Source organism: Paraburkholderia acidicola (genome assembly GCF_002362315.1).
GTDB lineage: Bacteria > Pseudomonadota > Gammaproteobacteria > Burkholderiales > Burkholderiaceae > Paraburkholderia > Paraburkholderia acidicola.
In genome coordinates, this window is record NZ_MTZV01000006.1 from 831,073 (window position 1) to 855,834 (window position 24,762).

Sequence of the window (24,762 nt, forward strand, 5' to 3'; positions counted from 1 at the left end):
TTAAGCGCACGGCGGTCGCAGTGACGGACCGCCGCCTTTTTGGCGCAACAGCCTTAGTGACGATCCACTACGCGGACCGGTGCTGCAGTCCTTCGCTGGATGCGTCGGTGGCCCCATCGACAGGAACAGGTGTGCGGGTCGGATCGAAATCGGCCCACCGCCCCTGCTGCCAGCGGCCATTCGCACGTTCGACTTCAACGCCGCCTGCTTCGCGCAACACACGCGCCGCAACAGGCTGGGTATCGGGCGACGCGTGCACGGCAAGCAGCACACCCGAGCCACGCGCTTCCCGACGAACGACCTCGCGATGCCCAGGCTTGCCGCCCCCACGCGTATGCGACATCGCGCCGATCAACGAACCGACATAAGCGCCGACACCCGCAGCAATCAGCGACACGAGCAGCGGAACCGCAAAAGCGGCAAAAATCCCGACGCCGACGACTGCGCCCACCACCGAGCCGATCGTGACGCCTTTGCCCGCGCCTTTCGGTGCCTCGGTGGAGGCGGGATCATTGTCCCTATCGCCACCGATCGGGAAACGTGCATGCTGCCCGCGGGGATTGACGAAAAACAGGGTGACGTCTTCTTCGACGAACCCGCTGTCGAACAGCCGTTGTGCGGCATCCTCGGCAACCGGAAACGTCGTGAAGCGTGCTGCGACGATCAGTGACATATCAACCTCCTCCATTCGATCTGACGTTCGAAAACGAGGTTTGCAACGCTGGGGCGCGTTCGGCTTCAGCGCGTCCCCATTCCACGAATGTTAGACACTGATTCGCCCGCCGACAGTAAAAAGTGCGGAAAACAGGCAAAAAAGCAACCTGACGGCGCTCGCGGGGAGCGCGCGTCGGTCCATTGCAAAACTTGCCGGCGAGCCACCGCCGCGCATCGATCCAATCATCGATCCAAAAACAACAACCACACGACAACCCCGGCGCCGCGAAAACCCCCAGCGCCGGGCTGCCGGACCTGCGCTTCGCGTTACTGGCTTGCGCCCGACGCGGCAGCCGGCGCACTTGCGCCCGCATCGGCCGGTGCGCTGGCCGCGCTCGTGTCGGAAGAAGCACCCGCCGACGGCGCGCTCATGGCACCGCTACTGCCGCCACCCGCACTACTGTCACCGCCGTTGTCCGAGCGTTTGCAACCCGCCGCGCCGAACGCCAGCAGCACGATCGAGGCAGCAACCAGAATGTTCTTCCTTACCTGTGTCGAGTTCAGATTCATTGTGAGCCCTCCTGGCTTCGTGACAACCCACCTGAGGGCAGCAAGCGCCGTGCCGCACCCCGGGCTTTCGCCCCGATCGCCTTCGCTGCGCTGCGGCACACAGATGCAACATGGAAAGCGCACGATACGATCTGTCATCGCACCATTTCTGCAGATCCTATTTGCAATCCGCACCCGCAAATCATGTAACGTTGCGTCTTTCCACGGAGAACATCATGCGTATCGAAACGTCCTTCCTGTTCGATCTCGACGGCACCCTTGTCGACAGCGTCTATCAGCACGTGCTCGCCTGGAAGGAAGCGCTCGACCAGGAAGGCATCGAACTGTCGGTGTGGCGCATTCATCGCAAGATCGGCATGAGCGGCGGTCTCTTCACCAACCAGTTGCTGCGTGAAACCGGTGGCGACATCAGCGGCGAGCGGGTCGAGCGGCTGCGCCGCGCGCACGCCGAGGCTTACACGCGAATGCGCGCGCAAGTGTGCCCGCTGCCTGGCGCGAAGGAATTGCTCGCAGCATTGACCGAGGCGGGAACGCGCTGGGCCATTGCCACGAGCGGCCGGATGGAAACCGCGCGCGTCAATCTCGAAGCGCTCGGCGTCGATCCGGACAAGGCAGTCGTCGTCACACGCGATGACGTCAAATACGCGAAGCCCGATCCCGATCTGTTCGTGGCCGCCGCCCATCGGCTCGGTGTGCCGATCGAACACTCGGTGGTGGTCGGCGACAGCATCTGGGACATGCTTGCGTCGCGCCGCTGCCGGGCGCTCGGTGTCGGCCTGCTGTCGGGCGGCTATGGGATGGAAGAACTCGAGCGCTCAGGCGCATTGCGCGTCTACGAAGATCCCGCCGACCTGCTGGATCATCTCGACGAGGTTGCGGCGCGGCCTTGATGCGCAACGCTACATAGCGTTGGTCGAATGTGCGCGAACCGATGGATCCTGGAAAAGCTCACCTACCTGGAAAAGCTCACCGCAGGACCGTTGTATCTCCTGGAAAGACTCACCGGTCGCGCTGCATTCGCAACCCGCTCTCTATTCACCCAGCTTCTGCTGACGCCGGTAGCGTCCCGGCGTAATGCCAGTGCTCTGCTGGAACGCCTTGCCGAATGCCGCTTCCGATTGATACCCGACCGCCATGCCGATATCCGCGGCACTACGCTGCGTGCGCAGCAACAGATCGCTGGCGATCGCCATGCGCAGATGCGTGAGGAAATCCATCACGGTGACGCCGGCCCGCTCGTTGAAATGCCGCGCGTACGTTGCGCGCGACATCGCGGCCACGTCGCCGAGCGAGGCGATCGTCCATGCGCGTTCGGGCTCGTTCATCATCGCCTCGACGGAAGCACGCAGGCGCGCATCGGATAGCAGCGCGAGCACGCCCGGCGTTGCCGCTGGATTCGCACTGTTGCTATCGCCGCTGTGCGCACGCAATGCAAGCGCAAGCAGCGCGTGACTGAGCGCCGTGACAATCGCGAGTGCGCCGGGCTCACGCCGTTCGGCTTCGCCACGCATCATCGCGATCAATGTGTGCAGCGTGTCTTGCGCGTGCGCCCCCGGCAACGACACGTGCAGCGGATCGGGCAACGAGCCAAGCAACAGCGCGGCCGGCCCGTGCGCGTAAACGAAACGGCCGCATAGCAGGTCGAGTTCGGCGGCGTCTTGCGATGCACCGTTATGCCTGAGCGGCAGCACACCGTCGTGCGACAGCGTGAATGGTGCCGCGTCGTGCAACGGCGCGGCTACGCGGTCGCGCAAACGATGCGCCCCACCGCGCGGAAACAGCAAAAAATCGCCGCGACGTAGATGTAGCGGTTCCTGGTTCTGCGCCGTTTCGACCACACATTCACCGTCGAGCACCAGATGAAACGGCGCAATGCCAGGCGCCTCGGGTTCGTGCTCGACCGAGAACGGGCCGGCGAACAGACAACGCAGATCGAGGCTGGCTTGCGGACGGGCCAGGTCGATCAGGCGGCTCAGCGTATCCATGAGACGATCCCGCTAAAAGTCGAGTCGAACGAGTATTCAGGAGATCGCGGCGACGCGCAATACTGGTGTCAACGCGTGGGCATCGGGCTCGCGCACTCTCGACAAGGAGCGTCATCATGCTGGACTGGATCGACTACCGCAAAGAACTGATGGGCCGTATCGGTGAAATCGCGAAGCTCTCGCCGGAGACGGTGAAGGCGTATCAGATGTTGTCGTCGGCGGGACAGAAAACCGGTCAGTTCGACGCCAAAACGCGTGAACTGATTGCGCTCGCGGTTGCCGTGACGCTGCGCTGCGACGGCTGTATCACGGTACATAGCGATGCAGCGCTGAAGCACGGCGCCACACGCGAAGAAATCGCCGAGGCGCTGGGCGTGGCGATTTCGGTGAATGCAGGTGCTGCGTTGGTGTATTCGGCTCGCACGATGGATGCAGTGGCGGCATACCAGGGCGCTTGATTACGTGCAGCGGCAGGCGGAGCAGCGCGTTGAGTCACGCGCTGCTTTTTCTGTGCTCACGTTGTTTTAGCGTCCTGAGTCGCGATGCCCAGGACAAGCCAGTTATCAGAGCGACTGCAGGAACGCCAGCAACGCCTGACGATCCGTTGTAGACAGCGCCAGAAAGCGTTCTCGCGAGCGCGCGGCCTCGCCGTCATGCCACATCACCGCCTCGGTTAGCGTGCGGGCACGTCCGTCGTGCAGATAGCCGACACTGCCCGCGCTGCCCATCACCCGCTCCGTGTAGCCGATGCCCCACAGCGGCGGCGTGCGCCACATGTTGCCGCTCGCGAGGCCCTCAGCATAGTTGTCGGCGAGACCCGGACCCATATCGTGCAGCAGCAGATCGGTGTAGGGCTTGATCGTCTGGTCGCGCAACTCCTGGAACTCGTCGCCGGAACCCGTCTTCATCTGCGCGACGTGACAACTGGCGCAGCGCAACGTCTGAAACACAGTGGCACCGGCAGCGATCTTGACCGGATCGACGTCGAGGTACGGCAACGGCGATACGCCCTTCGGAAAACCGCTCTTGATACTGCGCTGTGCCGGCACGGCGACGAGCGCGAGGTAACGCGAGATCGACAGCAGATCCGCGTCGATGAGGCCTTTGTCGGCCGGCGCGGACTTGCATGTAGCAGGTCCAGTCAGACAGTCGCGGCTCGGATAGACCGTCGTGGTGACCGACATGTCTTCGAGCAGCGCAGAAGCGGCTTGATGGCGCAGGCTGAACTTGCCTGCCTTCCAGCCGAAACGGCCGAGGCGAACGACGCCGGTATCCGGATCGAACACGAAGTTCGCCTGGCCTTTCACGCCGTCCGCGTCGGGTGTGGTTCGCACGCGCGCCAGGATGTCGGCTTCGGGGATGGCTTCGAGCAAACCCATGCCGATAATCGGTTGGGCTGCGCGCAGCGAAACGACTTGCGGTACCGGGCCATCGAAAGACAACCTGGGCTTGCGCAGTTCGACCGGTGTCCCGTCGGCCAGATACACGGTGTGCGTATCGAAGCCCGCAACACGCACGCTGTGACCGAGGTCCACAGGCTTGCCATTGGCGCCGTTGCCGTTCATCTGCACTGTCACGCCGTAGTACGGATCAGGCAACTGCTGCCCCTGTGCATCGATCGTCGCGGCACGGACAGCCATCTGGTCCAGCCGCTGGCTCAGCAGTGCCGGCGCCGGACTACGCCCGTTGTTCACGTGACAGGCAAAGCACGAGGACTGGTTGAAACTCGGCCCCTGCAGCCCCACGACCGCTGTATCACGATCGTTGCCCGGTTCGTTGTGTTCGCCGGTGGTCATGTTGCTATGGAGCAGACGGCGCCCTTCGACAAAGCGCTGCATGTCCTGCATACCGATGTCGTTTTGCTGCTGCTGGAAGATAAACGCGCTGCCGTCGCTGTAGTCGTACGACACCGAGCCGGTGCCGCCCTGCAATGTCTCGTCCGGCAGGGGCGCATTGTTCAGCCGTGGCTGCACGCCGTACCACGGGCGCAGGCCGGTTCCGACCACGTAGGTGAGTTCGGTGGTGTAGTAGTGATAGGCCCCGTCGTCGCCCGCGGCGAGCATCGCTTCCGGTGTCGAAAAGAAGGCTTGCGTGACCTCGACGGAATCGCCGATCTTCAGCGGGCGTCCGGGCACATTCCGGCTGGCGACAGGCACACCGGTCACACCGTTCGTCACCGCGTAATCGTAGAACTGCGTGGCGCCGGAAACGCTCTTGCTGGCTGCAAGCACGCCATTGGCGTCGTAGCTGAGCGCGTCGTGGCCAGGAAAGCCATCCACCGTTGCGCTGCAACCATCGTTGAGAACGGTATCGGGATGGAGAAGCGCCCCATTGGGCGGTTTTGGTACGACCGGGCAGTTAGCGGCATCGACGCCATACAGCGATTGATCTTTCAGCTTCCCCGGCGACATCCAGCCGAAACCCGTGACGTTGGCACTGTCGAAGCGATGGAAGAATGAACGGCCGCCCGCGCGCTGCGCCTCCTGGAAGTAGTTGTTGATAAGCAAGGTCGGACGGAGCACGCCGGCCACGTGGCTGTTGTCGATGATCTCGACGCCCCACGTGCGGTTCTTGAAATAGTTCTTCACGAAGTCCAGATAGTGGCCGGGTCCCTTGTCGACGGGATTGCCTTTGGCATCGACCGTATCGTTTGGCCCATAGCCGATTTCGTTCCACGTCTCGCCGCGCTCGCGCGCGTGGCGATTGCGGCCGACCAGACCGAAGCGGGTCACGAGCGTACCGTCCGGCAACGTGAACTGGGTCGATTCGATCGGCTCCTGCGATGCGGGCCACAACGGCACCAGACCTGCGCCGTCATGCGGAAATGGAAACGGCGAGGTTGTGAGCACGGGGAGCGGTGCAGCTGATCCTGTCGATGGCGACACGACCGGCGTCTGGACGAATGCAGCGGATACCTCTGGAGGTGTATCGGCATTCACCGAGGCCTCATGGGCAGACGCGGCCACAACTGGCCGCGCACCTTCGCTGTGAGAAACAGCACTGTCAGAACTGGATTCGCCGCCGCACGCAGTCAGCATCGCAGCACCCGCGAGCAGCGTTAAGGCACCAGCGGCCAGACGGAATGGCGGTAGCCGATCAGGAAAATTTCGCTTCAAGATGCGCTCCTTGGTCTCGTTGATATTGAGCAACCAAATATTGGGATTTTATTTAATGAGGCGAATCAATTTTTTAGTAAAAGGCGATCGTGGCGCATGATGATTAACGGCCACTTCCTGTGTACTTTCTAGGTAACAGGAAATGCTCGACCGATTCTCCAGGTTATGTCGGCTATCGCCATGCCCGCTGGATAAATCGATTGATTTTTATATGCTGGTCGATTTCGGAAAGACTTATACCGCTTTTTGATGATCTTTTACAATGTCTCTAAGGGGTACCGTATTTTAGAAGCGTCGCTATTGTGCGATTACGCATATTTATGCGCTCACGTTCCTCACAAACGAATGTGAAGTGCGTGTTAATGGCTGAACTGGGGCAACACTGAAAGCACCATCCTGCGTTGACAGGCTCACGTGGTTAACGCGTGGGCCTGTCCCGACACGACCATTGCAAAAGCCGGGTGTTCTGTCGCGTCACTCCGGATGCCGCACCTTTGCAAGCTGCTCGCGCCGCGCGTCGCCCTGGCGCGCGAGCATCCATCCGGGGTACTCGGCGGGTAGCGTGCTGACCGCGTCGAGTCTGGCGAGATCGTCGGCGCTCAGTTCGACCTGGGTGGCCGCGATGTTGTCGTCGAGCTGCTCGACCTTCTTCGCCCCGACGATCACCGTCGTCACCACCCGCTGATGCAGCAGCCAGGCCAGTGCGATCTGCGCAACCGACACCTGCTTCGCATCGGCGATGACACGCATCGCATCGATACAGTCGTAGGCGCGTTCGCGCTGGACCGGCGGAAAATCGAACGTCGTGCGGCGGCTACCCGCCTCGCCCTGCTGCTCGCGGCCGTACTTGCCGCTCAACAAACCGCCCGCCAGCGGACTCCACACCATCAAGCCGAGACTTTCGCTGCGCAGCATCGGCACCAGTTCGCGTTCGAGATCGCGGCCTGCGAGCGTGTAGTACGCCTGTAACGTTTCGAAGCGCGCAAGACCGTGCCGTTCTGCAATACCGAGCGCCTTCACGATCTGCCAGGCGGCCCAGTTTGACACACCAACGTAACGCACGTGACCTTGCTGAACGAGTGTGTCGAGCGCCCGTACCGTTTCTTCGATCGGTGTTGCGGGATCGAAGCCGTGAATCTGGTACAGATCGACGTGATCGAGTTGCAGGCGCTTCAAACTCGCCTTCACGCCATCGATGATGTGATAGCGCGACGCCCCGCGCGTATTCGGAGCATCCCCCGTCGGACCGAACACCTTGGTCGCGACTACGACGCGCTCACGCGGCACCTTCAGGTTCTTCAGTGCCTGCCCGGTAATCTGCTCGGATAGACCTTGCGCGTAGACGTCGGCGGTATCGATGAAATTAATGCCCGCATCGAGCGACCGGCCGACGAGCCGTTCAGCCTCGTCCTGCTGCAACTTGCCAATGTGCTGATAGATGCCCTCGCCACCGCCGAACGTCATGGTGCCGAGGCACAGTTCCGAAACGAATACCCCTGTACGGCCAAGCTGGTTGTATCGCATTGCCAGAACCCCTATCGTCGAAGAGTCGAAGAAAACCCGGGGTTCAGCATAGCGCAGCCATGAGAATCCTTCCGCGAACCGGGCAGCAGGCATTCCCCAACACCCGTGAGTAGTGGTATAACCCGCTCATTCTGGTGCACGTCGTCTTATTCCCCTCCCCCAAGGACAATAACGATGAAGAAGTCACTCGGAATTGGCGTGGGCGGATTCATGCTCTTGTCGAAAGCATGGATTCCCGCAGCAATGGCGGCATGCAGCAGCAACGCACCCGGCACAGGAACGACCGTCACCTGCAACGGCACGGTCACGCAGCCGGTGACCGCGGCGACCGGCAGTACGAACGTCACGATCAATGCCGACGCGACGACCTCGGGTAGTTTCGTGCGCAGCGCGACGGCCACCGTCTTCAGTGTCGACACCGGCAGTCAGGTCACGAATAGCGGCACGCTGTCGCTGACCGGAGGCGGCAGCTCGGGCACCGTGCGCGGCGCAGTGCTGCTCGGGGTCAATAACAACAATACGTTGACCAATGCCGCGGGTGCGACGATCAGAACAAGCGGTGCATTCAACGACGGCATGGCTGCCAACGGCAGTGGCAACACACTCGCCAATCACGGCACTATCACGACGGCCGGGCCGAATGCGTATGGGATGAGCGCCGCCTGGGGCCAGACGAATACCGGCCAGTCGAACAACACGCTGATCAACACCGGCTCTGTCTCGACCACCGGCAGTAACGCGCGTGCCGCGTCGATTCTCGGCGGCAGCGGCTCGATCACGAACAGCGGCACGCTGAGCACCACAGGTACGTCGAGCACCGCCGCCTACATGCAGGGCAACAACGACACGCTGATCAACAGCGGCACGATCAGCGCAGCCGGCGCGGGTGCCGATGCGGTGTTCTCGAACACCGTAGGGTCGAGTTTCACGGCGACGATCCAGAACGAGGCAGGCGGCCAGATCATCAGCCAGAACGCGTCTGCGGTCCGCACGCTGAACGGCAACAGCACCATCATCAATGCCGGGTTGCTGCAAAGCGGCGTGGGCACCGCGATCTCGATGGGTAACGGCAACAATTCGCTGATCCTGCAAACCGGTTCGGTGATCGACGGTGCGGCCGACGGCGGCAACGGCTCGAACACAGTGTTCCTGCAAGGCACCGGCACGGCATCGAATGCATTCACGAATTTCCAGACCCTGCAAATGCAGGGCACGCTGTGGAACTGGACCGGCAGCGGCACCTTCACGCTCGCGCACGTGCAGACCGGCACGCTCGACCTGACCGGTACGCTCGGCGCGTCGGCTGCGGCACTGGTCGACGCGGGCGCGACGCTGCAGGCCAATGCGCAGAATCTGCCGCAGAACGTCACCGACAACGGCCTCGTGCGCTTCGCTCAGGACACGGCCGGCACGTATGCAGGGATGATCTCTGGCACCGGTGCGCTCGACAAGACCGGCTCGGGTACGCTGACGCTCGCCCCGGCGGCGAGCGGCGGCAACACATACTCCGGCGGCACGACGATCGACGAGGGCACGCTTGCGACCGGCGCGGACAACGCGCTCGGTGCGGCAACCGGCGGCCTCACCTTCAATGGCGGCACGCTGCAACTGACACAGAGTTTCGATCTGTCGGCGAGCCGCCCGGTTGCGCTCGCCGCGGGCGGCGGCACGATCGATACGCAGTCATTTGCGTCGACGCTCGCACAGCCGGTCACCGGCACCGGCGCCTTGACTAAAGCCGGCACCGGCAACCTGCTGCTGACCGGCATCAGCACCTACACCGGCGCAACGACGGTGTCGGCCGGCACGCTCGCCGTCGGTGACGCGGCACACACGAATGCCGCACTCGCCGGTAACGGCGGCGCAACGGTTGCCGCGGGCGCGACGCTCGGCGGCTACGGCAGCGTAAGCGGCCCGGTGATGAACAACGGCACGATCGCCGTTGCGAATGCACTTGCCACGCTCGCAACCATTCCGTCGTTTAGCGGCGCGGCGAACGGCAGCTTCACGATCAACGGAGCCTTGACCAATGCATCGCTCGTACAGATCGGCGGCTCGGGGGTCGGCAATCAGTTGATCGTGAACGGCAACTACACCGGCCAGAACGGCACGATCGGCCTGAACACCGTCGTTGCGGGCGACGGCGCCGCGTCCGACAAACTGGTGATCAACGGCGGCACCGGCAGCGGCACGACCGGCCTGAAGGTGACGAATGTCGGCGGCGGCGGCGCGCAAACGGTCGCGGATGGCATCGAAGTCGTGCAGGCCACCAACGGCGCGACGACCACCCCTACCGCGTTCACGCTCGCCGAGCCGGTGAAGGCCGGCGCGTTCAGCTACTACCTCGCCAAAGGCGGTGTGACGACCGGTACCGGAAACGACTGGTATCTGCGCAATACCGTCGCGCCGCAACCTGAACCGCCCACAACCGGCGAACCCGAGCCCGAGACGCCGACGCCGGCCATCGGCACGCCGCCGCTGCCGGAGCCGCCGCCACCCGGTGCCGATCCGGTACCGCTCTACCGGGTTGAAGTGCCGGTGTATGCGGCAATTCCCGGTGTGGCGAGGCAGCTCGGTCTGCTGCAGATCGATACGTTCCATGATCGCCAGGGCGACCAGTCGCTGCTCGACGAAAGCGGCACCGTACCGGCCGCGTGGGCACGCGCATGGGGCGGCCACGATGTACTCAGCGAGAGCGGCACCGTGAACCCACAGTTCGACGGTTCGATCTACGGTGCCCAGGCCGGCCAGGACCTGTACGCCGACCGGAGCGCGAGCGGCCATCGCAATCACTACGGCCTCTTCGTCGGCTTCGCGCGGGCGACCGGCGACGTGGACGGCTTCGCGCTCGGCACACCGAATCTCGACGCCGGCCATCTGTCGATCAACACCTATAGCCTCGGCGGCTACTGGACGCATATCGGGCCTGGCGGCTGGTACACGGACACCGTGCTGATGGGTAGCACGCTAACCATCGATCCGCGCTCGCGCGACAACATCGGCGCCACGACGCACGGTACGTCGGTCAGCGGATCGATTGAAGCCGGTCTGCCGGTTCCGCTCAACGCAACGCTGACGATCGAGCCGCAGGCACAGATCACGTGGCAGCATCTGTCGATCAACGATCTGAACGACGGGGTGTCGAGTGTCACGTTCAGCGACGGCAACACCTTCGTCGGCCGGTTCGGCGTGCGTCTGAAGGGCCACTTCGATCATGCCGGGATCGACTGGCAGCCCTACGCGCGGATCAGCGTGCTGCGCTCGTTTGGTGCCAGCGATAGCGCTACGTTTGGCGGCGCAACCGCAATCGGCACGCAGGTCGGTCAGACCGCCGGACAGATCGGTGCGGGCGTCGTCGCGAAGATGGGTAAATCGGCGAGCGTGTATGCGACCGTGAACTGGCAGACGAATCTTGGGGGTTCGCATCAGCGCACGGTGCTCGGAGATGCGGGTGTGCGCTGGGCGTGGTAATCGGCGAGACCGGTGTGAGCGGTGTGAGCGGCGACTGCGGGATCGACCCGCAGCCCACGTCTGACTACCGGTTACCGTGCAGCGAAGATATCGCGGTAACTGCCGTACATCGTCAGCACGGCCAGCGCGGCGACCAGCGGCGTCACGAGCACACCGCGCACGAGCGGCGGCACGACCGGTGCGAGCAGGACTTCGGCGGCGATCGCGAGCACGTACACCGCAGCCACGCGCCAGTTGCGCAACACGGCATGCAGGCTCTCGATCATCGCGTTCAGCGGTGACAGGTTGCGCAACACGACGAGCGCCGGTGCAAACCAGACCACCGCAGCAGCGACGATAAGGGTCGGCACGGTCACGAGCGGCTCGAGGATGTTCGCCGCGCCGTAATTCACGCCATAGGCGATCGACAGATTGTGCACACCGTTCTCCGCCATCGAAGTCGCAACCGTCGTGTGGAATGCGGCCACCGAGATCAGATGTCCGATACCGACTACTACCATGCCGCACAGCCCGATCGTGAAGAGCGCGCTGCGATGCCCGTTGACCGCTTCGAGCGTTTCGCCGATCGACCAGGGCCGCGCGTTGTACGAACGCTCCTGCATCAGCACGAGCGCCCCGACAATCACCGGCACGACGAGCGCCGCGAGCAGGCGCAGCGGCGGCACGAGCTCAAGCAATGTCGCGAGGTCGGCGCAGCCGAGGATCGCCGCGATCCACAGCAACGGCCGTGCGCGGACAAGGCCGAATCCTTCTACGAGCCAGTCGACGATGCGCGACGGGTGGACGCCGCGGTTGCCTGAGAAAGAGAACCCCGTGGAGCGTTGGGGACGTACTGCGTTGACCGTGCTGCTGGTGGAATGCGTGTTCATGACCGTTTCCTTTTTCATCGCAAGGGGGATACAGACATCAGTGAGTGATGCGTGGCTCGCTTCAGGTAGATTGCCCTTCGTCGAGCCGCGCCGTAATGAGGTCGAGCTGACGGCGTACGTAGCGGACCAGACCCCGCCACGTGATGCGCGTCAACCACATGCACAGCCATAGTCCGACGACGCCGGCAACGAGCATCCCGAACCCATAAACCATCGCACCAATACCGGAGCCATGCGGGCCGACGATGACGACGTTGTCGCCGTCGCTCTTGATCGCGACGCGATCGTTGTCGATCACCACCGAATCCGAACCGCTCCGCAACGACAGGTGGGCTTTTTCTCCAGTCGCGCCCTCTACGAAGGACACATGGTCGTCGCCGTTCGAGATGCTCCACGCCATCGACTTCGAATCGGACCCGGTGCGCGCAATCGACACACGCGTATCGTCATCGTCGTTCTTCATGTTGAAGGCGATGACGTCTTTGCGGGCAATCGACCACGTGCCGTCCGGCTTCACGATGAACAGATCACGCACGCCGCCGACCGTATCGATCTTGAGCTTGCCGTCTTCGTCCTTCAATTCGAGCGGACCGACGGGCGTGACCACCGACAGTCGCGTGCCCGGGCGCGGTTGCACCACGAAGCGATCGCCGGCAACCGTGAAGCCCTTGAGGTTGCCAATCGCATAACGCAGGTCGCCCTTCGAATCGCTGTTGTCGTTATCGCTGTCGTCATCCTCATCGTCGCTGTCCTTGCTCTTCGCCTGCTGAGCGGCGTTCTTTTCTATGCTCACGCTGCCCGCCGGCTGGCTCACATGCGAGCTGCCGCTGCTGAAGCTGAACGGGAGCGAATCGAACGACGGCCAGCCAAACAGATGATGGCTACCGAGCGCAACGACCGTTACCAGCCCCGCCACCATCAACGCGGCCGATGCCATATAGCCGACCGTCAGGATGAACAGATAGATCATGAACGGAATGAGCAGCAGCAGTTGCAGCAGCCCGAGACCCGCAATCGACATGACCACGCGGATCAGGTTGCCGAACGAGCGGCGCGTTTCCCATTGACGGAACGTGGCCTGCGCCTTCAGTTCGCGTGCGAGCTTGACCGGGTCACCGAGCGCGGCAACGACTTCGGCTTCGCTGCGGCCCGCGGCAAGCGCGTCGCTGAAGTACTCGCGATAGTCGGCGATGATTTCATCGACGGCCTGCTTCGGAAAATTCCCCAGTTCATGCCGTAGCTTCTGGATGAATTCGTCCTGCGTCATTGCGTTTCCCCTGTTCCCGTTGACACGCCCGGCAATCCGAGCACACCGTTGACTTCATCGACAAAGCTGCGCCATTCCTCTTCCATCTCGGTCAGGCTCTTGCGCCCCACCGACGTCAGCGAGTAGTACTTGCGCGGCGGCCCCGAGCTGGATTCGACGAAGTACGTCGATACCCACGCCTCTGCCTGGAGCCGGCGCATCAGCGGGTAGATCGTGCCTTCGCTGATTTCCATGGTTTCGGAGAGCGTCGACACGAGCTCGTACGCGTAGCTGTCACCACGGGCGAGGACGGCAAGCACGCACATGTCGAGCGTTCCTTTCTTGAGCTGGGTTTTCATTCATTTCCATTACACTAATGTGCACCGCCCAGTACCTTGCTATGCACAATGACCGAATGCAGTAAGGCCCGCGGCGTCATGTCCGTACTGTAGCAGCAGCTACTGTTTTATACAAGGTACCTTTTTATGCACGCACGGATTGGTGTGCAAAGCGGCGGGTGCGGCGGTCAGCCTGGGAGCGGCTCCTGCGCTCGCCACAGCATCGCCCGCTGCGCTATAGCGCAGCAAAATTCGGAAATCTGCTGCATTACAAGCTATCAAATACTCGATAAATGCTTGCCTATAAGCTATCATGTTGACATCTTTAGTTAGCCCATAGGCAAGCAAATGAACGCCCAGATGAACCAGCTCCGGCTTGAACAGGTCCAGACATCGGTCGAAGCGTATGCCGATCTGGCGAAGCGCCGCGCGCCGCCTCGAGGCTGGTTGAAGCTCATTCGAGAGTCGCTGGGCCTGACCGAGCGACAGCAGGCCGCGCGCCTCGGTATCTCGGCCCCGACGTTGCACAAGTCAGAGCAAGCGGAAGCGGATGAGCGAATCTCGCTTGGGCAATTGCGCAAGCTGGCAGAGGGACTGGACTGCGAGCTGGTCTATGCTCTGGTGCCCCGAAAGCCATTCACGCAAGTGGTCGAGGAGCAGGCGCGCACCATTGCGCTGCAAGAAGTCGGCGGGGTAGCACACACCATGAGTCTGGAGGACCAGCGCCCCGACACAGCGCGCCTTCGGAAACAGGTTGAGCAGCGCACGGAAGAACTGCTTCGGGGTCGATGGTCGGCACTATGGCGATAGATTTCGACGAGCAGGAAGGACAAACCCCTCTCGACCCCGACGAACTCGCCGACCTCATACCCACGCACCTGAGCACGAAGGGTGAGCTTAATGACTGGGAGCAGGAGAACATCCTGGCGGCGGTGTCGTGGCTTCGCCGCGCCCGCCTGCCAGACGTGACCAGTGAGAACTTCTGCCGCGCCCTGCACAAAAGGATGTTCGACAAGACTTGGGCCTGGGCCGGTACGTTCCGGAAGTCCGACAAGAACATCGGATGTGACTGGACGCAGGTCAGTGTCAAGCTGCGAGATCTTTTCGACAATGTGCGCTACTGGATTGAGAATGAAACCTTCCCGCCGGATGAAATTGCGGCGCGATTCCACCGTGACCTGGTCTGGATTCACCCGTTTCCAAACGGCAATGGCCGACACTCACGGATGATGACTGACGCGCTTTTACGCAGCATGAAAGCGCCTCCTTTTCCGTGGGGTGGCGCAAGCACGCTCGTCAATGCCGACAACGCCCGCACGCTCTATCTGGCCGCGCTGCGTGCCGCGGACAAAGGTGACTACACGTTGCTGCTTGCCTTCGTTCGTAGCACCGCTTGAGTTCAACTCCAGATTCACCAGATACGACAGCGACGTTGTCAGCATCGCTCAACGCGCTTCGCCATCCCCTCGCCACCGGGCATCTGAATCACGAATACATCGTCGCGATTCATCTGCATCTCCAGTAACGAGGGTGACCTGACTGAGACTCAAGAAACCAGCTTCGCGCCACGCGTCTCAGGCAATGTCAACGCAGCCAGAATGACCACACCGTACGCCGCAGCGGCGAACGTTCCAATCGCGATACCCAGCGGCATTTTCTGCGCCACGTAACCGATCAGGAACGGAAAGGTCGCCCCAACCGCGCGGCCGAAGTTGTAGCAAAAGCCCTGCCCCGAGCCGCGGATGCGGGTGGGAAACAGCTCGGTCATGAACGCACCCATGCCGGAAAATATCCCCGATGCAAAGAAACCGAGTGGGAAACCCAGCAGCAGAAGCAACGTGTTGCTCATCGGTACGCGCGTATAGACGAGCGCGATGGTCATCGAAGCCAGCGAATACAGCATGAACGTGAGCTTCCTCCCAATCCGGTCGCTCAGAAATGCGCCATACAGGTAGCCCGCATACGATCCCACGATCACAACCGCAAGATAGCCGCCTGTGCCGACCACACTCAGGTGCTGCTCGGTCTTCAGGTAGGTCGGCAGCCACGTGGTAATGGCGTAGTACCCGCCCTGCGTACCAGTCGCAAGAATCGCTGTGCGCAGCGTGGTCGACCAGACACCGGGGCCGAAGATTTCGAGGAACGAGCTGCGTCCGCCGGTTTCAAGCTCGCGCTGCTTCTGTTGCTTGTGGACTTCGGGTTCGTCGACAAGACGCCGGATCAGGATCACGAACGGCGCGGGCACGATGCCGATGGCAAACAGCACACGCCACGCCATATCGGCAGGAACGAAGGAAAACACCAGCGTATAGAGCCCGGCCGCGACTGCCCAACCAATCGCCCATCCCGCCTGCACCATGCCGACTGCCTTGCCGCGATCGCGCGGCCGGATCACTTCGCCGATCAGCACCGCGCCCGCCGTCCACTCGCCGCCAAAACCGAAGCCCATCAGACCGCGTGCGATCAGCAACTGCGAGTAGTTCTGCGCAAATGCACAGAGCAGCGTAAAGAAGGCGAACCAGACGATGGTGATCTGCAGTGTCTTCACACGACCGATACGGTCCGACAGGATGCCGGCCACCCAACCGCCGAGCGCCGACGTCAGCAGCGTGACGGTACCGATCAACCCCGCCTCGCCCTTCGTCAGTCCCCACGTTGCGATCAGCGTCGGGATCACGAAGCTGAGAAACTGCGTGTCCATGGCGTCGAGCCCGTAGCCGAGCTTGCAGCTCCAGAACGCACGTCGTTCGTTTGTCGTCGTGTGCCGGTACCAGCCGAACATGCCGCTGCTCTCAGGTTCGCTCGATTGCGCTTCAGCTTGCGTGCCCGCAAAGTGTGCTTCGGTATTCATGGCTGATCTCCAGGTGGCTTGAGCGAGCGCTCAGAGCACAGCAAGCGATGAGTTGGGGATATCGGTCATCAACATATGACCGGGTCGGTGCGCAATCGCGAACGGCAGACGTGCACTTTCGATGGCGCTTTGCGGCGTCACACCGCATGCCCAGAACACCGGGATTTCATGCTCGTGGATCGACACACAGTCGCCGTAATGCGGCTGCATCAAGTCTTCGATACCGAGCGCGGCCGGACTGCCCAGATGCACGGGCGCACCGTGCACCGAAGGGAACCGGCTTGTGATCTGAATGGCGCGGATCGCGTCCGCACCGCTCATCGGGCGCATCGACACGACCAGTTGGCCACCGAACGGACCTGCCATCTGGTTGGCGATGTTCGTGCGGTACATGGGCACGTTGACGCCCTCGTCGATATGGCGCAACGGGATGCGTTCGCGCGCCATCATCTGCTCGAATGAAAACGAACAGCCGATCGCGAAGACCACCAGGTCGTCACGCCAGAGATCGACGATATCGTCGGGCTGTTCGCACAGCACGCCTTCGCGATACACGTTGTAGCCGGGCACATCGGTGCAGACGTCGAGGTCGCGGCCGAGCGCCGGCACGTTCCATTGTCCTGGCTCACCCACGCCGAGCAATGGGCAGGCCTTCGGGTTACGCACGCAAAAACGCAGGAAGTCCTCGGCGTAGAGACCCGGAATGATCGCGAGGTTGGCTTGCGCGAACTCGCCACATTGACCAGCGGTCGGACCGGTAAAACGCTTGCTGCGGACCTGCTGGCGGAAATGATGTGGCATGACGTCGGGCCCCTCGCACGTTCGATGGGTTGAAGAGTAGAGTCGCAATAAAGGCGACGCCAGCGAGTTATTTCGCTCGCCCGTGTTAGGTTTTTCTTAACAGAATCGTGCGGGTTTTTACCAATGCAACGGCGTCGTATGGTTGGCTCGGTAACTGTGAAAACAAGCTATACAGCCTTGTACAAAGGGGTTTTCTACGCAGCCGGTCACGCGCAAGAACATCCAGATTGCTCACCGACAAGCCTCAAAAAGATTCAATCAGGTAAACGCTCTTTTTTGGCGGCGTCAATAATTCCTCCTTGTGTCGATTCGCTCTCCACAAAGGTTGAAGCCCACATGAATACCCGCTTCCTCGAAACCTTCGTCAAGCTCGCCGAACTGGAAAGTTTCCGGGCAACAGCGCGCGTCCTGCACTCCACGCCCGCGACTATTTCGCTGCGCATCAAGTCGCTCGAAGACGAACTGAAGACCGAGCTGATCGACCGCAGCTCGCAGGCATTTCGCTTGACCACGTCGGGACAGAGCCTGCTCGGGCCGGCGCGAAACGTCGTGGAGGCGGCGCGTGCGTTGCGCGAGGCTGCTGGTCAGGAAGTCGTCGTCGGTGGCAAGCTGCGGCTCGGTGTGATCGAAACGGTGGTCCATAGCTGGCTCTCGGTTTACATCACGTATCTGAATGCGAACTACCCCAAGCTCGATGTCGATCTCACTGTCGATTCAAGCTCGGTATTGCAACGGCGTCTGCTGAGCGGCGAACTCGATCTGGTCATTCGTGTGGAAGGGATCGACAGCAGCAAGATTGCCTCGAGTGCGATCGCCAGTTACCCGGTCCGCTGGATCGCACGACGCGGACTGTTGCCGCGCCGCGCCGCGGGACTCGCGCTCAATGTCCTGCAACGCCCGATCGTCACGTTTGGCCGCGGCACTGCCCCACAGATCGCACTGGAGAGCATCGTGCACACGCTGGCGCGCCAGGAAAACATGCGCCCGGAACAGACGCGGATTACGTGCTCGCCGTCGGTCGCCGCGATCGTTCAACTGGTGCGCGATGGCTATGGCGTAGCGGGAATTCCGGGCCTCTTCGTGGCCAAAGAACTCCAGAGCGGGGAATTCGTCGAGTTGCCGCTCAAACCCGTCCCACCGCCGATCATCGTGTCGCTATGCAAGCCCGTCGATGCCAGCGTGATGGTCGACGCAGCAGCGAACGCTGCTCGGATTGCCTGTACGACGTACACCAAATCGATCAAGAAGGAGTTTCTGGAAGGGCTCTAGCAATCTGTCGGTATGCGAACAGCGGAATCGCCGTATCAGTGAAAAACACGTAATTTGACGGGACATCCACCACGAAAACTACGAGATTGCCTTCGATAAACCGCATGCGATGCTAGTAGCATGGCCGCTCACGAAGACGCAATCAGGTGCGATGAACGACACGGACGAAGAAGGCACGCGGTTCATCACGTTCAGCGACGCCGACCTGAACGGTCGCGCCGGCACGGCTCCCGAACCAGGTGACCGTCTGCTCGGCCAGCTCGCGCAGCATCTTGCCGCAGCCCCCGACAGCGCCACGCGTCAGCAGTTGGTACGCACCGCCTTGCGCGCAGCGGGCTTCGATTCGCTGTGCTATTGCCGCGTGCTGCGCATCGGTGAATTCATCAGTCGCTGCGCGTGGTTCGATACCTACTCGCCACCCGGCTGGCCAGCGCGCTATGCGCAGGAAGACTTCTTCCAGATCGATCCGCGGCCGGGCATTACAGCCTGCATCGAATGGCCTGCCGCATGGGACCTCGATACGTTATTCAGCGGCACCCTCGCCCCGCGCTGCGAGACGTTCGCGCGACGCTTCGTGACGGTCGCCCAGCAGCACGGCCTGAACAGCGGCGTGAGCTTCGGCGTCGCGACCGCTCATCCGCTCGAACACAGCATCGTGATGCTGTCGAGTGCGCAGCACGGCCGCGGATGGATCGTCGACACGACCCTCGGTGCGGCCTACGCGATCGGCACGGCGATTCACGCGTTCATCGAGGCACGTGCGCGGCATCTGCTGCCCGTACCGTCCGGTGAGCGCCTGAGCGAAGCGCAGCGCGCGATCCTGCGCTTCGTCACGCAAGGCATCAGCGACCGTGAGATGGCCGAGAAGCTCACGATGTCGCCGCACAACGTGCGCTATCACCTGCGCCAGCTCAAGAAGATCTACAACGCACAGAACCGTGTGCAGCTCGCGTACATTGCCGGTCGTTTGCTCGACGATTGAGCGCGCCAGTTGACCAGGCACCGCTCATCCGACTTCACCGCCACTCGCCCAGCGCAGCGCATCCGCAACCTCGCGAAAGAGGCCGCGGTCGATGTAAAGCCCTAGCGGAATCTGCTCGTACAGTTTTTCAGCAAGCCCGGTATTAGCCACGGCCGGCCGCAACAGTTCCTGCGCGATCGTGCGGATCCGCTCGGCGGCTTCGCCCTCGCCGCGCGCGATGACCCGCGGCAACGTCGGCTCGCCAGCATAGTGCAGCGCCACCGCCACACGCGCCGAATAGATCACCACCGACGCCCCACGCAATACATCCTGCATCGAAGCGAACTGCGCCTCGCGCGCGAGCTGCGAACGCCGCGACGAAACCATCGGATCACCCTCCATCTCGCGATGTTCACGCCGCAGCTCTTCGGTACTCATCCGGTGATTGCGCGCGAACTCCCAGCGCTGATGCACGAAATCGAGCCCCGCGATGATCGCGTAGATGACCGCCGCCCAGCCGAACAGCAAGGACAGCAGCCGCCCCATCAGCGCGAAAATCTGCGCGGGCGTAGTGAAGCCGGCCTCGACCGCCGCGCCGATCGAACCGCGAATCACTGCATACAGGATCAAGCCGATCGCCAGCGTCTTGCCGATGGCCTTCGCGAGATCGATCAGCGCGCGCATCGATACGATGCGCTTCAGTCCGGCCGCCGGATTCAGCCGCGATATCTGTGGCGTGAGCCGTGCCCATGCGACGATGCCGCCTACCTGCACGATGCCCGCAATCACCCCCGCGAGCAGTACCGCACCGCTCAACGACAACACGCTGAGCAGCAGCACATGGCGCACCGCGACCAGCAGCACCGCAAGCCTCGTGTCCGGGTCGCGCGCGGCGATCACCTGCTGGGCGACGTCCATCAGCCCATGCAACAGACCGATGCCAATCGGTGCTACACCAGCGATCAACGCGAGCAGCACGATGAACTGCACCGTCGTGATGACGTCGGCACTGCGCGCGACCTCGCCCTTGCGGCGCGCTTCGCGCAGCCGGCGTGCAGTCGCTGGATGATTCTTTTCGGCCATCGCCGGAACTCCCTTGAAACACGCCGCGATCCCGCACGTTGAAGCAAAAAACTACAGCGTGGCCCGCAGCAGCGCGAACAACGGCCCGTCTGGCCCGAGATACGCGTGCAGCGAGCCGTACACGAAGTAAAGAAACAACGCCATCATCAGCAGCGCGATCACACCTTTTACCGGTTGCGAAATCAGGAACACGTTCAGTTGCGTGACCGAACGCCCGATCAGGCTCAAACCCAGTTCGACGAGCACCAACACGATGATCACGGGCGCCGCGAGCTTCACGCTCGCCTGCATGATCGAATCGGTCGCACGCAGCGCGAACTCCTCCATCATCCGCTGCGAATCGGGCAGTAACGACGCGACCGGCCACAGGCGATACGACTGGAACAGCATGTCGAGCATCACGTGCAAACCCCCGCCGGTGACGAACAGCGTGCACGCGAGCAGATTCAGAAACACCGCTGTCGGTCCGCTCTGATCGCCCGCCACCGGATCGAAGAACGCGAAATTGCCCGAGCCGGTCTGAAAGTCGATCAGATGCCCCACGTTGCCGATCGCCCAGAGCATCGCGCTGAACGCGAAGCCGAGCAGCACGCCGATCAGCATCTCCTTCACGCACAACACGAGCCACATCCCGTACGGCACGGCGGCCATCGTCGAGTAGTCGATCAGCGGCGCGGTGAACGTGGCGAGCACGACGATCAAACCGTTGCGCGCGAGCGGCGTCATGATCTGCGCGTTGAACACGGGCATGATCAGCATCATCGGCAGCAGGCGCGGCATCACCAGCAGCACCGGATGCACCGCGGCCTGCAATGCCGCGATGTCGTCATGACCGATTGCCATCGCGCCTCTGCGAAACTGCACTGGCGGCGTGCCGCGTGGTCGATTCGTCTGCCGAGCCTGCAGTGTGACTCCGGCCACGCAGCGCAGCGGCATCCGCCTCGTCGTCCTCGCGTGCGTCGGCGCGTCGCTGCGCCGCGCGGCCCACTTCTCCGGCCACCCGGTCGATCTTGTCGAGGTTGGCCTGCGCGCGGCCCAGTTGCTGACGCAGTTCGTCGAGCGTCGCTTCCTCGCGGCGGTGTACTTCGCCGGCGCGCATCACGTCTAGTCGTGCAAGACCGGCTGCGCGCGTGCGCGACATGTCCTCGAAGAAGGTGTCCGCGAGCGAACGCGGCGTGACAGCGCTGCTGCCCGAATCGCGATCGATACGCTGCGCCAGCGCAAGACGCGCCGCGATTTCGCGCATCATCCGCGTCTGCGCATCGGCAACATCCTGCGCGGTGCGCGCGGCCACCCGCTCCTGGCGCACCTTTTCGATGGCCGCCTTGCGTTGCCGCGCGTCGCGCACCCGACGCAACGCGTCAAGCGTTCGCGTGATGGTTGAGTCCATGACGTCGTGCCAGTTCGATCAGCGCGTTCACGCTCGCGTCGAAGGGTTCGAGCGCGTGCGACGGCTGCGTAAAAAATGTATCGAGCTCGGGTTTTGCCGCGAGCGCGGCATCGGCAAGCGGATCCGCGCCGGCGCGGTATTCACCGATCTGCACCAGCAGTTCGATGTCCTGGTAGCGCGACAGCAGCGAGCGCACCTGTGCCGCCGCCGCGCGATGAGGCTCGGCCACGACCTGTGACATCACACGCGACAGGCTCGCCAGCACGTCGATCGCAGGATAGCGATTGGCGCTCGCGACCTTGCGCGACAGCACGATATGACCATCGACAATCGAGCGGACTTCTTCGGCGATCGGATCGGTCTCTTCGTCACCTTCGACGAGTACCGTGTAGAACGCTGTGATCGAGCCACGCTCACCCTGCCCCGCGCGTTCGAGCAGTTGCGGCAGTATCGAGAACGTCGAGGGTGGAAAGCTGCGGCGCGTCGGCGGTTCGCCGGACGCGAGGCCTACTTCGCGCTGCGCGCGGGCAAAGCGCGTCAGCGAATCGATCAGCAGCAGCACCGATAGTCCCTGATCGCGGAAGTATTCGGCGATCGCGGTCGCTACGTGCGCGGATTTGACGCGTTCCATCGCGGGTCGGTCGGACGTCGATGCGACGATGACCGTTTTCTCGCGCGCCTCGGGTGACAGGTTGTGCTCGATGAATTCGCGCACTTCGCGACCGCGCTCACCGACCAGACCGATCACGATCACATCGCAGGGCGTGCCGCGCGCAATCATGCCGAGCAACGTGCTTTTTCCCACGCCCGATGGCGCAAACACGCCGATCCGCTGACCGACACCGACCGTCAGCAGCGTGTCGATCACGCGCACACCAGTTGCGAGCGACGTATCGATCGTGCGACGGCGCAGCGGATTGACCGGCTCGTTGTGAGCCGGCACAAATACCGCGCCAGGCACCTCGCCGCGTTCGTCGAGCGGTGCACCGAGCCCGTTCAGCACGCGCGAGCGCAACGCGTTGCCGACCGCAAAGCGATGGCCACGTCCCGAGGGAATGACTTCCGTCGATGGCGATAACCCGCTCGTCGCACCAAGCGGTGTCAGCAGTGTGGTCTGTCGTGCGAATCCGACGACTTCGGCGAGCATGGAGGGCTCGCCCGGCGTACGCAGCTCGCAGATCTCGCCGAGCTTGGCATGCAGCCCGGTCGCGTTGACGAGCAGCCCCACGGCATGACTCACGCGACCACGCATCCGCACCGGGTTGAACACATCGACGCCATGTTCCAGCTCGTCGGCAAGCGCGCGTTGCGCGGCATCGCTGTCGAAGCTGTCCGCGAGCTGGCCGAACTCGCCCGCGAAGCGTTCGAGGCGACCGGCGAGGTCGTCGGCGCTGCTCATGATCCGCGCTGCCGGATCGCGGCGGCGAGCGCATCGAGCTGCGCGTCGAGCCCGGCATCGATGCTGCCCGACGCAGTTTCGATCACACACTGGTCGGCCTGCAGCGTGTCGTCGGGCACCACCCGCACCGCATGCGACGCCGCCCGTTCCGGCCACGCCCGCGCGAGCGCCGCATCAGCCGCTTCGCGTTGCTCCGGCGGCACGCGCAGTACCAGCATCGGTTCCTCGCGCACGAGCGCGTCGATGCGCCGTAGCGACTGTTCGAGCACGGTGCGCGGATCGACGGGTCCGATCATCTGCCGCACGGCCTTGACGACGATCTTCGCCATCGTCTCGCGCAACGCATCGAGCGTGCGCGCTGCATCGAGCGCCGCGCCGCAGGCTTTTTGCGCGTATTCCTGACGCCCCTCCTCGAGCCCGAGCGCGTGCCCTTCGCTGCGCTTCTGTTCGAATACCTTCTCGGCGTCCTCGAGAATCCGCGCGCGCTCGGCCTGCGCGGTCGAGACGAGCGAACCCGCATCGAGCAGCGCGGAATACTCGTGCTGTCTGAGCACCTTGCGCTCCGAGAGGATCTGCAGGTTTTCGCTCGTGATCAGAAAAGCCAGTCCCATTGCGCGAATCTCTCCGGTATCAGGCACAGAAAAATCAGCTCCGCCAGATGCTGCCGGTGCTGCGTGTTCAATCCGTATGTCGGCTGGCTCGACAGCGTGCGGGGAAACTTGAGGGCGAGACGCGACGCAACCTGTGCGTGCTCGGCCACGATGAAGTCGAACAGCAACCGGCAGCCGCGCCGCCGGATAACTTCGACTGCTTCGTGCGGCGCACGGCGATACGGTTCGAGCGTTTCGCGGATTGCATCGAATGGCGGTGCGCGGTTCAGCACGAACGGCATCGCGCTATGCCCGAACGCGTCGACCAGCGCCGGGTGCGTGCGCCAGTTCGCCGCATCGCGCAACCACGCACGATGCAGCATCAGCCCGCAGTACGCGCCAAGCGTCGCGAGCGCGGCGCGATCGAGCAGCGCGAGACGCGCGGTCCGGCTACCGAACGCGAACACCGATGGCGCACCCGGCCCAAGCCGCGCAAGCAGCGCCGTGGCCAGCACCGCGCGGCCGCGCGCGCCGAATACCGTGAGATCGCGATAACGCGCCGGCCATTCGTCGGGCAACCAGTCCACGCCGATATAGCAGTCGGGACGCAGATTGAATTCGACAGCAAGCCGATGCATCCGCGCT

The 24,762-nt window shown here is 62.9% G+C and carries 23 protein-coding genes; 7 read left to right on the top strand and 16 right to left on the bottom strand.

Translation table 11 applies throughout. The annotated features are described in order from the left end of the window. Positions 1-67: 67 nt before the first annotated feature. Entirely contained in the window at positions 68-673 is a 606-nt protein-coding gene (locus tag BWP39_RS22565; RefSeq protein WP_096724241.1) for a hypothetical protein, read from the bottom strand. Positions 674-981: 308 nt separating this feature from the next. Continuing rightward, on the bottom strand, positions 982-1,224 hold the full coding sequence (locus BWP39_RS22570; protein WP_096724243.1) for a hypothetical protein: 243 nt from the start codon (positions 1,222-1,224) through the stop codon (positions 982-984). A gap of 215 nt (positions 1,225-1,439) precedes the next feature. Between BWP39_RS22570 and BWP39_RS22575 the strand changes: the two genes are divergently transcribed. Continuing rightward, positions 1,440-2,114, top strand: coding sequence for an HAD family hydrolase (locus BWP39_RS22575; RefSeq protein WP_096724245.1), 675 nt, complete (start codon positions 1,440-1,442; stop codon positions 2,112-2,114). Between the two features lie 141 nt (positions 2,115-2,255). Here BWP39_RS22575 and BWP39_RS22580 read toward each other — a convergent pair whose 3' ends face one another. Next, positions 2,256-3,209: a cupin domain-containing protein gene (locus BWP39_RS22580; protein ID WP_096724247.1), complete on the bottom strand. Its 954-nt coding sequence runs from the start codon at positions 3,207-3,209 to the stop codon at positions 2,256-2,258. Positions 3,210-3,325: 116 nt separating this feature from the next. Here BWP39_RS22580 and BWP39_RS22585 point away from each other — a divergent pair, with 116 nt between their 5' ends. Then, entirely contained in the window at positions 3,326-3,667 is a 342-nt protein-coding gene (locus tag BWP39_RS22585) for a carboxymuconolactone decarboxylase family protein (protein WP_096724249.1), read from the top strand. A gap of 105 nt (positions 3,668-3,772) precedes the next feature. Here BWP39_RS22585 and BWP39_RS22590 read toward each other — a convergent pair whose 3' ends face one another. Together BWP39_RS22590 and BWP39_RS22595 are read right to left on the bottom strand one after the other, a co-directional pair. Beyond that, a complete protein-coding gene (locus BWP39_RS22590) occupies positions 3,773-6,148 on the bottom strand; it encodes a di-heme oxidoreductase family protein (RefSeq protein ID WP_207557046.1) in 2,376 nt (791 codons plus the stop codon). Positions 6,149-6,799: 651 nt separating this feature from the next. Beyond that, the gene (locus BWP39_RS22595; protein WP_096724251.1) at positions 6,800-7,849 is read right to left on the bottom strand and encodes an aldo/keto reductase; all 1,050 of its coding nucleotides are present in this window, start codon (positions 7,847-7,849) and stop codon (positions 6,800-6,802) included. A 174-nt stretch (positions 7,850-8,023) separates the two neighbouring features. Between BWP39_RS22595 and BWP39_RS22600 the strand changes: the two genes are divergently transcribed. Further along, positions 8,024-11,320 carry an autotransporter outer membrane beta-barrel domain-containing protein gene (locus BWP39_RS22600; RefSeq protein ID WP_096724253.1) on the top strand — a complete coding sequence of 1,099 codons (3,297 nt, stop codon included), beginning with the start codon at positions 8,024-8,026 and terminating at the stop codon, positions 11,318-11,320. Positions 11,321-11,391: 71 nt separating this feature from the next. Here BWP39_RS22600 and BWP39_RS22605 read toward each other — a convergent pair whose 3' ends face one another. The 3 genes from BWP39_RS22605 to BWP39_RS22615 all read right to left on the bottom strand — a co-directional run bounded on the left by BWP39_RS22605 (position 11,392) and on the right by BWP39_RS22615 (position 13,794). After that, a complete protein-coding gene (locus BWP39_RS22605) occupies positions 11,392-12,189 on the bottom strand; it encodes a BPSS1780 family membrane protein (RefSeq protein ID WP_133116912.1) in 798 nt (265 codons plus the stop codon). 61 nt (positions 12,190-12,250) lie between these two features. Further along, entirely contained in the window at positions 12,251-13,456 is a 1,206-nt protein-coding gene (locus tag BWP39_RS22610; protein WP_096724257.1) for a DUF1700 domain-containing protein, read from the bottom strand. After that, positions 13,453-13,794: a PadR family transcriptional regulator gene (locus BWP39_RS22615; protein WP_096724259.1), complete on the bottom strand. Its 342-nt coding sequence runs from the start codon at positions 13,792-13,794 to the stop codon at positions 13,453-13,455. The genes BWP39_RS22610 and BWP39_RS22615 overlap by 4 nt, the downstream gene beginning before the upstream one ends. Before the next feature lie 327 nt (positions 13,795-14,121). On the opposite strand from BWP39_RS22615, the gene BWP39_RS22620 reads away from it, so the two are divergent. Then, positions 14,122-14,583, top strand: a complete 462-nt coding sequence (locus BWP39_RS22620) for a mobile mystery protein A (protein WP_096724261.1) — start codon at positions 14,122-14,124, stop codon at positions 14,581-14,583. Then, positions 14,574-15,170 (top strand): mobile mystery protein B, encoded by a 597-nt coding sequence (locus tag BWP39_RS22625; RefSeq protein WP_096724263.1) that lies wholly within the window; start codon positions 14,574-14,576, stop codon positions 15,168-15,170. Before BWP39_RS22620 ends, BWP39_RS22625 begins: the two co-directional genes overlap by 10 nt. A 149-nt stretch (positions 15,171-15,319) precedes the next feature. Here BWP39_RS22625 and BWP39_RS22630 read toward each other — a convergent pair whose 3' ends face one another. Both BWP39_RS22630 and BWP39_RS22635 read right to left on the bottom strand, forming a co-directional pair. Continuing rightward, complete coding sequence (locus tag BWP39_RS22630; protein WP_207557047.1) at positions 15,320-16,624, bottom strand: MFS transporter; 1,305 nt, start codon at positions 16,622-16,624, stop codon at positions 15,320-15,322. A gap of 30 nt (positions 16,625-16,654) precedes the next feature. Continuing rightward, positions 16,655-17,425, bottom strand: a complete 771-nt coding sequence (locus BWP39_RS22635; protein WP_096724265.1) for a putative hydro-lyase — start codon at positions 17,423-17,425, stop codon at positions 16,655-16,657. A 336-nt stretch (positions 17,426-17,761) separates the two neighbouring features. Between BWP39_RS22635 and BWP39_RS22640 the strand changes: the two genes are divergently transcribed. Both BWP39_RS22640 and BWP39_RS22645 read left to right on the top strand, forming a co-directional pair. Next, positions 17,762-18,694 carry a LysR family transcriptional regulator gene (locus tag BWP39_RS22640; RefSeq protein ID WP_096724267.1) on the top strand — a complete coding sequence of 311 codons (933 nt, stop codon included), beginning with the start codon at positions 17,762-17,764 and terminating at the stop codon, positions 18,692-18,694. 151 nt (positions 18,695-18,845) lie between these two features. Beyond that, positions 18,846-19,676, top strand: a complete 831-nt coding sequence (locus BWP39_RS22645; RefSeq protein ID WP_170043891.1) for a helix-turn-helix transcriptional regulator — start codon at positions 18,846-18,848, stop codon at positions 19,674-19,676. 24 nt (positions 19,677-19,700) lie between these two features. On the opposite strand, the gene BWP39_RS22650 is transcribed toward BWP39_RS22645, so the two are convergent. The 6 genes from BWP39_RS22650 to BWP39_RS22675 are packed head-to-tail and all read right to left on the bottom strand — an operon-like array spanning position 19,701 to position 24,755. Further along, the gene (locus BWP39_RS22650) at positions 19,701-20,738 is read right to left on the bottom strand and encodes an EscU/YscU/HrcU family type III secretion system export apparatus switch protein (RefSeq protein WP_096724271.1); all 1,038 of its coding nucleotides are present in this window, start codon (positions 20,736-20,738) and stop codon (positions 19,701-19,703) included. A 51-nt stretch (positions 20,739-20,789) separates the two neighbouring features. After that, entirely contained in the window at positions 20,790-21,581 is a 792-nt protein-coding gene (gene sctT, locus BWP39_RS22655; protein ID WP_096724273.1) for a type III secretion system export apparatus subunit SctT, read from the bottom strand. After that, on the bottom strand, positions 21,565-22,128 hold the full coding sequence (locus BWP39_RS22660; protein WP_096724275.1) for a hypothetical protein: 564 nt from the start codon (positions 22,126-22,128) through the stop codon (positions 21,565-21,567). The genes sctT and BWP39_RS22660 overlap by 17 nt, the downstream gene beginning before the upstream one ends. Then, entirely contained in the window at positions 22,100-23,527 is a 1,428-nt protein-coding gene (locus tag BWP39_RS22665) for a FliI/YscN family ATPase (protein ID WP_096724277.1), read from the bottom strand. The genes BWP39_RS22660 and BWP39_RS22665 overlap by 29 nt, the downstream gene beginning before the upstream one ends. After that, complete coding sequence (gene sctL / locus BWP39_RS22670) at positions 23,524-24,138, bottom strand: type III secretion system stator protein SctL (protein ID WP_096724279.1); 615 nt, start codon at positions 24,136-24,138, stop codon at positions 23,524-23,526. The genes BWP39_RS22665 and sctL overlap by 4 nt, the downstream gene beginning before the upstream one ends. Then, positions 24,120-24,755 (bottom strand): SctK family type III secretion system sorting platform protein, encoded by a 636-nt coding sequence (locus BWP39_RS22675; protein ID WP_157915167.1) that lies wholly within the window; start codon positions 24,753-24,755, stop codon positions 24,120-24,122. The genes sctL and BWP39_RS22675 overlap by 19 nt, the downstream gene beginning before the upstream one ends. Positions 24,756-24,762: the final 7 nt, after the last annotated feature.

Excerpts from the sequence above, each read along its gene's own strand:
- BWP39_RS22570 (WP_096724243.1), bottom strand. The coding sequence starts at position 1,224 with ATGAATCTGAACTCGACACAGGTAAGGAAGAACATTCTGGTTGCTGCC.
- BWP39_RS22580 (WP_096724247.1), bottom strand. The coding sequence starts at position 3,209 with ATGGATACGCTGAGCCGCCTGATCGACCTGGCCCGTCCGCAAGCCAGC.
- BWP39_RS22625 (WP_096724263.1), top strand. The coding sequence starts at position 14,574 with ATGGCGATAGATTTCGACGAGCAGGAAGGACAAACCCCTCTCGACCCC.
- BWP39_RS22660 (WP_096724275.1), bottom strand. The coding sequence starts at position 22,128 with ATGGACTCAACCATCACGCGAACGCTTGACGCGTTGCGTCGGGTGCGC.
- BWP39_RS22595 (WP_096724251.1), bottom strand. The coding sequence starts at position 7,849 with ATGCGATACAACCAGCTTGGCCGTACAGGGGTATTCGTTTCGGAACTG.
- BWP39_RS22630 (WP_207557047.1), bottom strand. The coding sequence starts at position 16,624 with ATGAATACCGAAGCACACTTTGCGGGCACGCAAGCTGAAGCGCAATCG.
- BWP39_RS22600 (WP_096724253.1), top strand. The coding sequence starts at position 8,024 with ATGAAGAAGTCACTCGGAATTGGCGTGGGCGGATTCATGCTCTTGTCG.
- BWP39_RS22635 (WP_096724265.1), bottom strand. The coding sequence starts at position 17,425 with ATGCCACATCATTTCCGCCAGCAGGTCCGCAGCAAGCGTTTTACCGGT.
- BWP39_RS22640 (WP_096724267.1), top strand. The coding sequence starts at position 17,762 with ATGAATACCCGCTTCCTCGAAACCTTCGTCAAGCTCGCCGAACTGGAA.
- BWP39_RS22615 (WP_096724259.1), bottom strand. The coding sequence starts at position 13,794 with ATGAAAACCCAGCTCAAGAAAGGAACGCTCGACATGTGCGTGCTTGCC.
- BWP39_RS22645 (WP_170043891.1), top strand. The coding sequence starts at position 18,846 with ATGAACGACACGGACGAAGAAGGCACGCGGTTCATCACGTTCAGCGAC.
- BWP39_RS22675 (WP_157915167.1), bottom strand. The coding sequence starts at position 24,755 with ATGCATCGGCTTGCTGTCGAATTCAATCTGCGTCCCGACTGCTATATC.
- sctL (WP_096724279.1), bottom strand. The coding sequence starts at position 24,138 with ATGGGACTGGCTTTTCTGATCACGAGCGAAAACCTGCAGATCCTCTCG.
- BWP39_RS22610 (WP_096724257.1), bottom strand. The coding sequence starts at position 13,456 with ATGACGCAGGACGAATTCATCCAGAAGCTACGGCATGAACTGGGGAAT.
- BWP39_RS22665 (WP_096724277.1), bottom strand. The coding sequence starts at position 23,527 with ATGAGCAGCGCCGACGACCTCGCCGGTCGCCTCGAACGCTTCGCGGGC.
- BWP39_RS22650 (WP_096724271.1), bottom strand. The coding sequence starts at position 20,738 with ATGGCCGAAAAGAATCATCCAGCGACTGCACGCCGGCTGCGCGAAGCG.
- BWP39_RS22585 (WP_096724249.1), top strand. The coding sequence starts at position 3,326 with ATGCTGGACTGGATCGACTACCGCAAAGAACTGATGGGCCGTATCGGT.
- BWP39_RS22565 (WP_096724241.1), bottom strand. The coding sequence starts at position 673 with ATGTCACTGATCGTCGCAGCACGCTTCACGACGTTTCCGGTTGCCGAG.
- BWP39_RS22605 (WP_133116912.1), bottom strand. The coding sequence starts at position 12,189 with ATGAACACGCATTCCACCAGCAGCACGGTCAACGCAGTACGTCCCCAA.
- sctT (WP_096724273.1), bottom strand. The coding sequence starts at position 21,581 with ATGGCAATCGGTCATGACGACATCGCGGCATTGCAGGCCGCGGTGCAT.
- BWP39_RS22575 (WP_096724245.1), top strand. The coding sequence starts at position 1,440 with ATGCGTATCGAAACGTCCTTCCTGTTCGATCTCGACGGCACCCTTGTC.
- BWP39_RS22620 (WP_096724261.1), top strand. The coding sequence starts at position 14,122 with ATGAACGCCCAGATGAACCAGCTCCGGCTTGAACAGGTCCAGACATCG.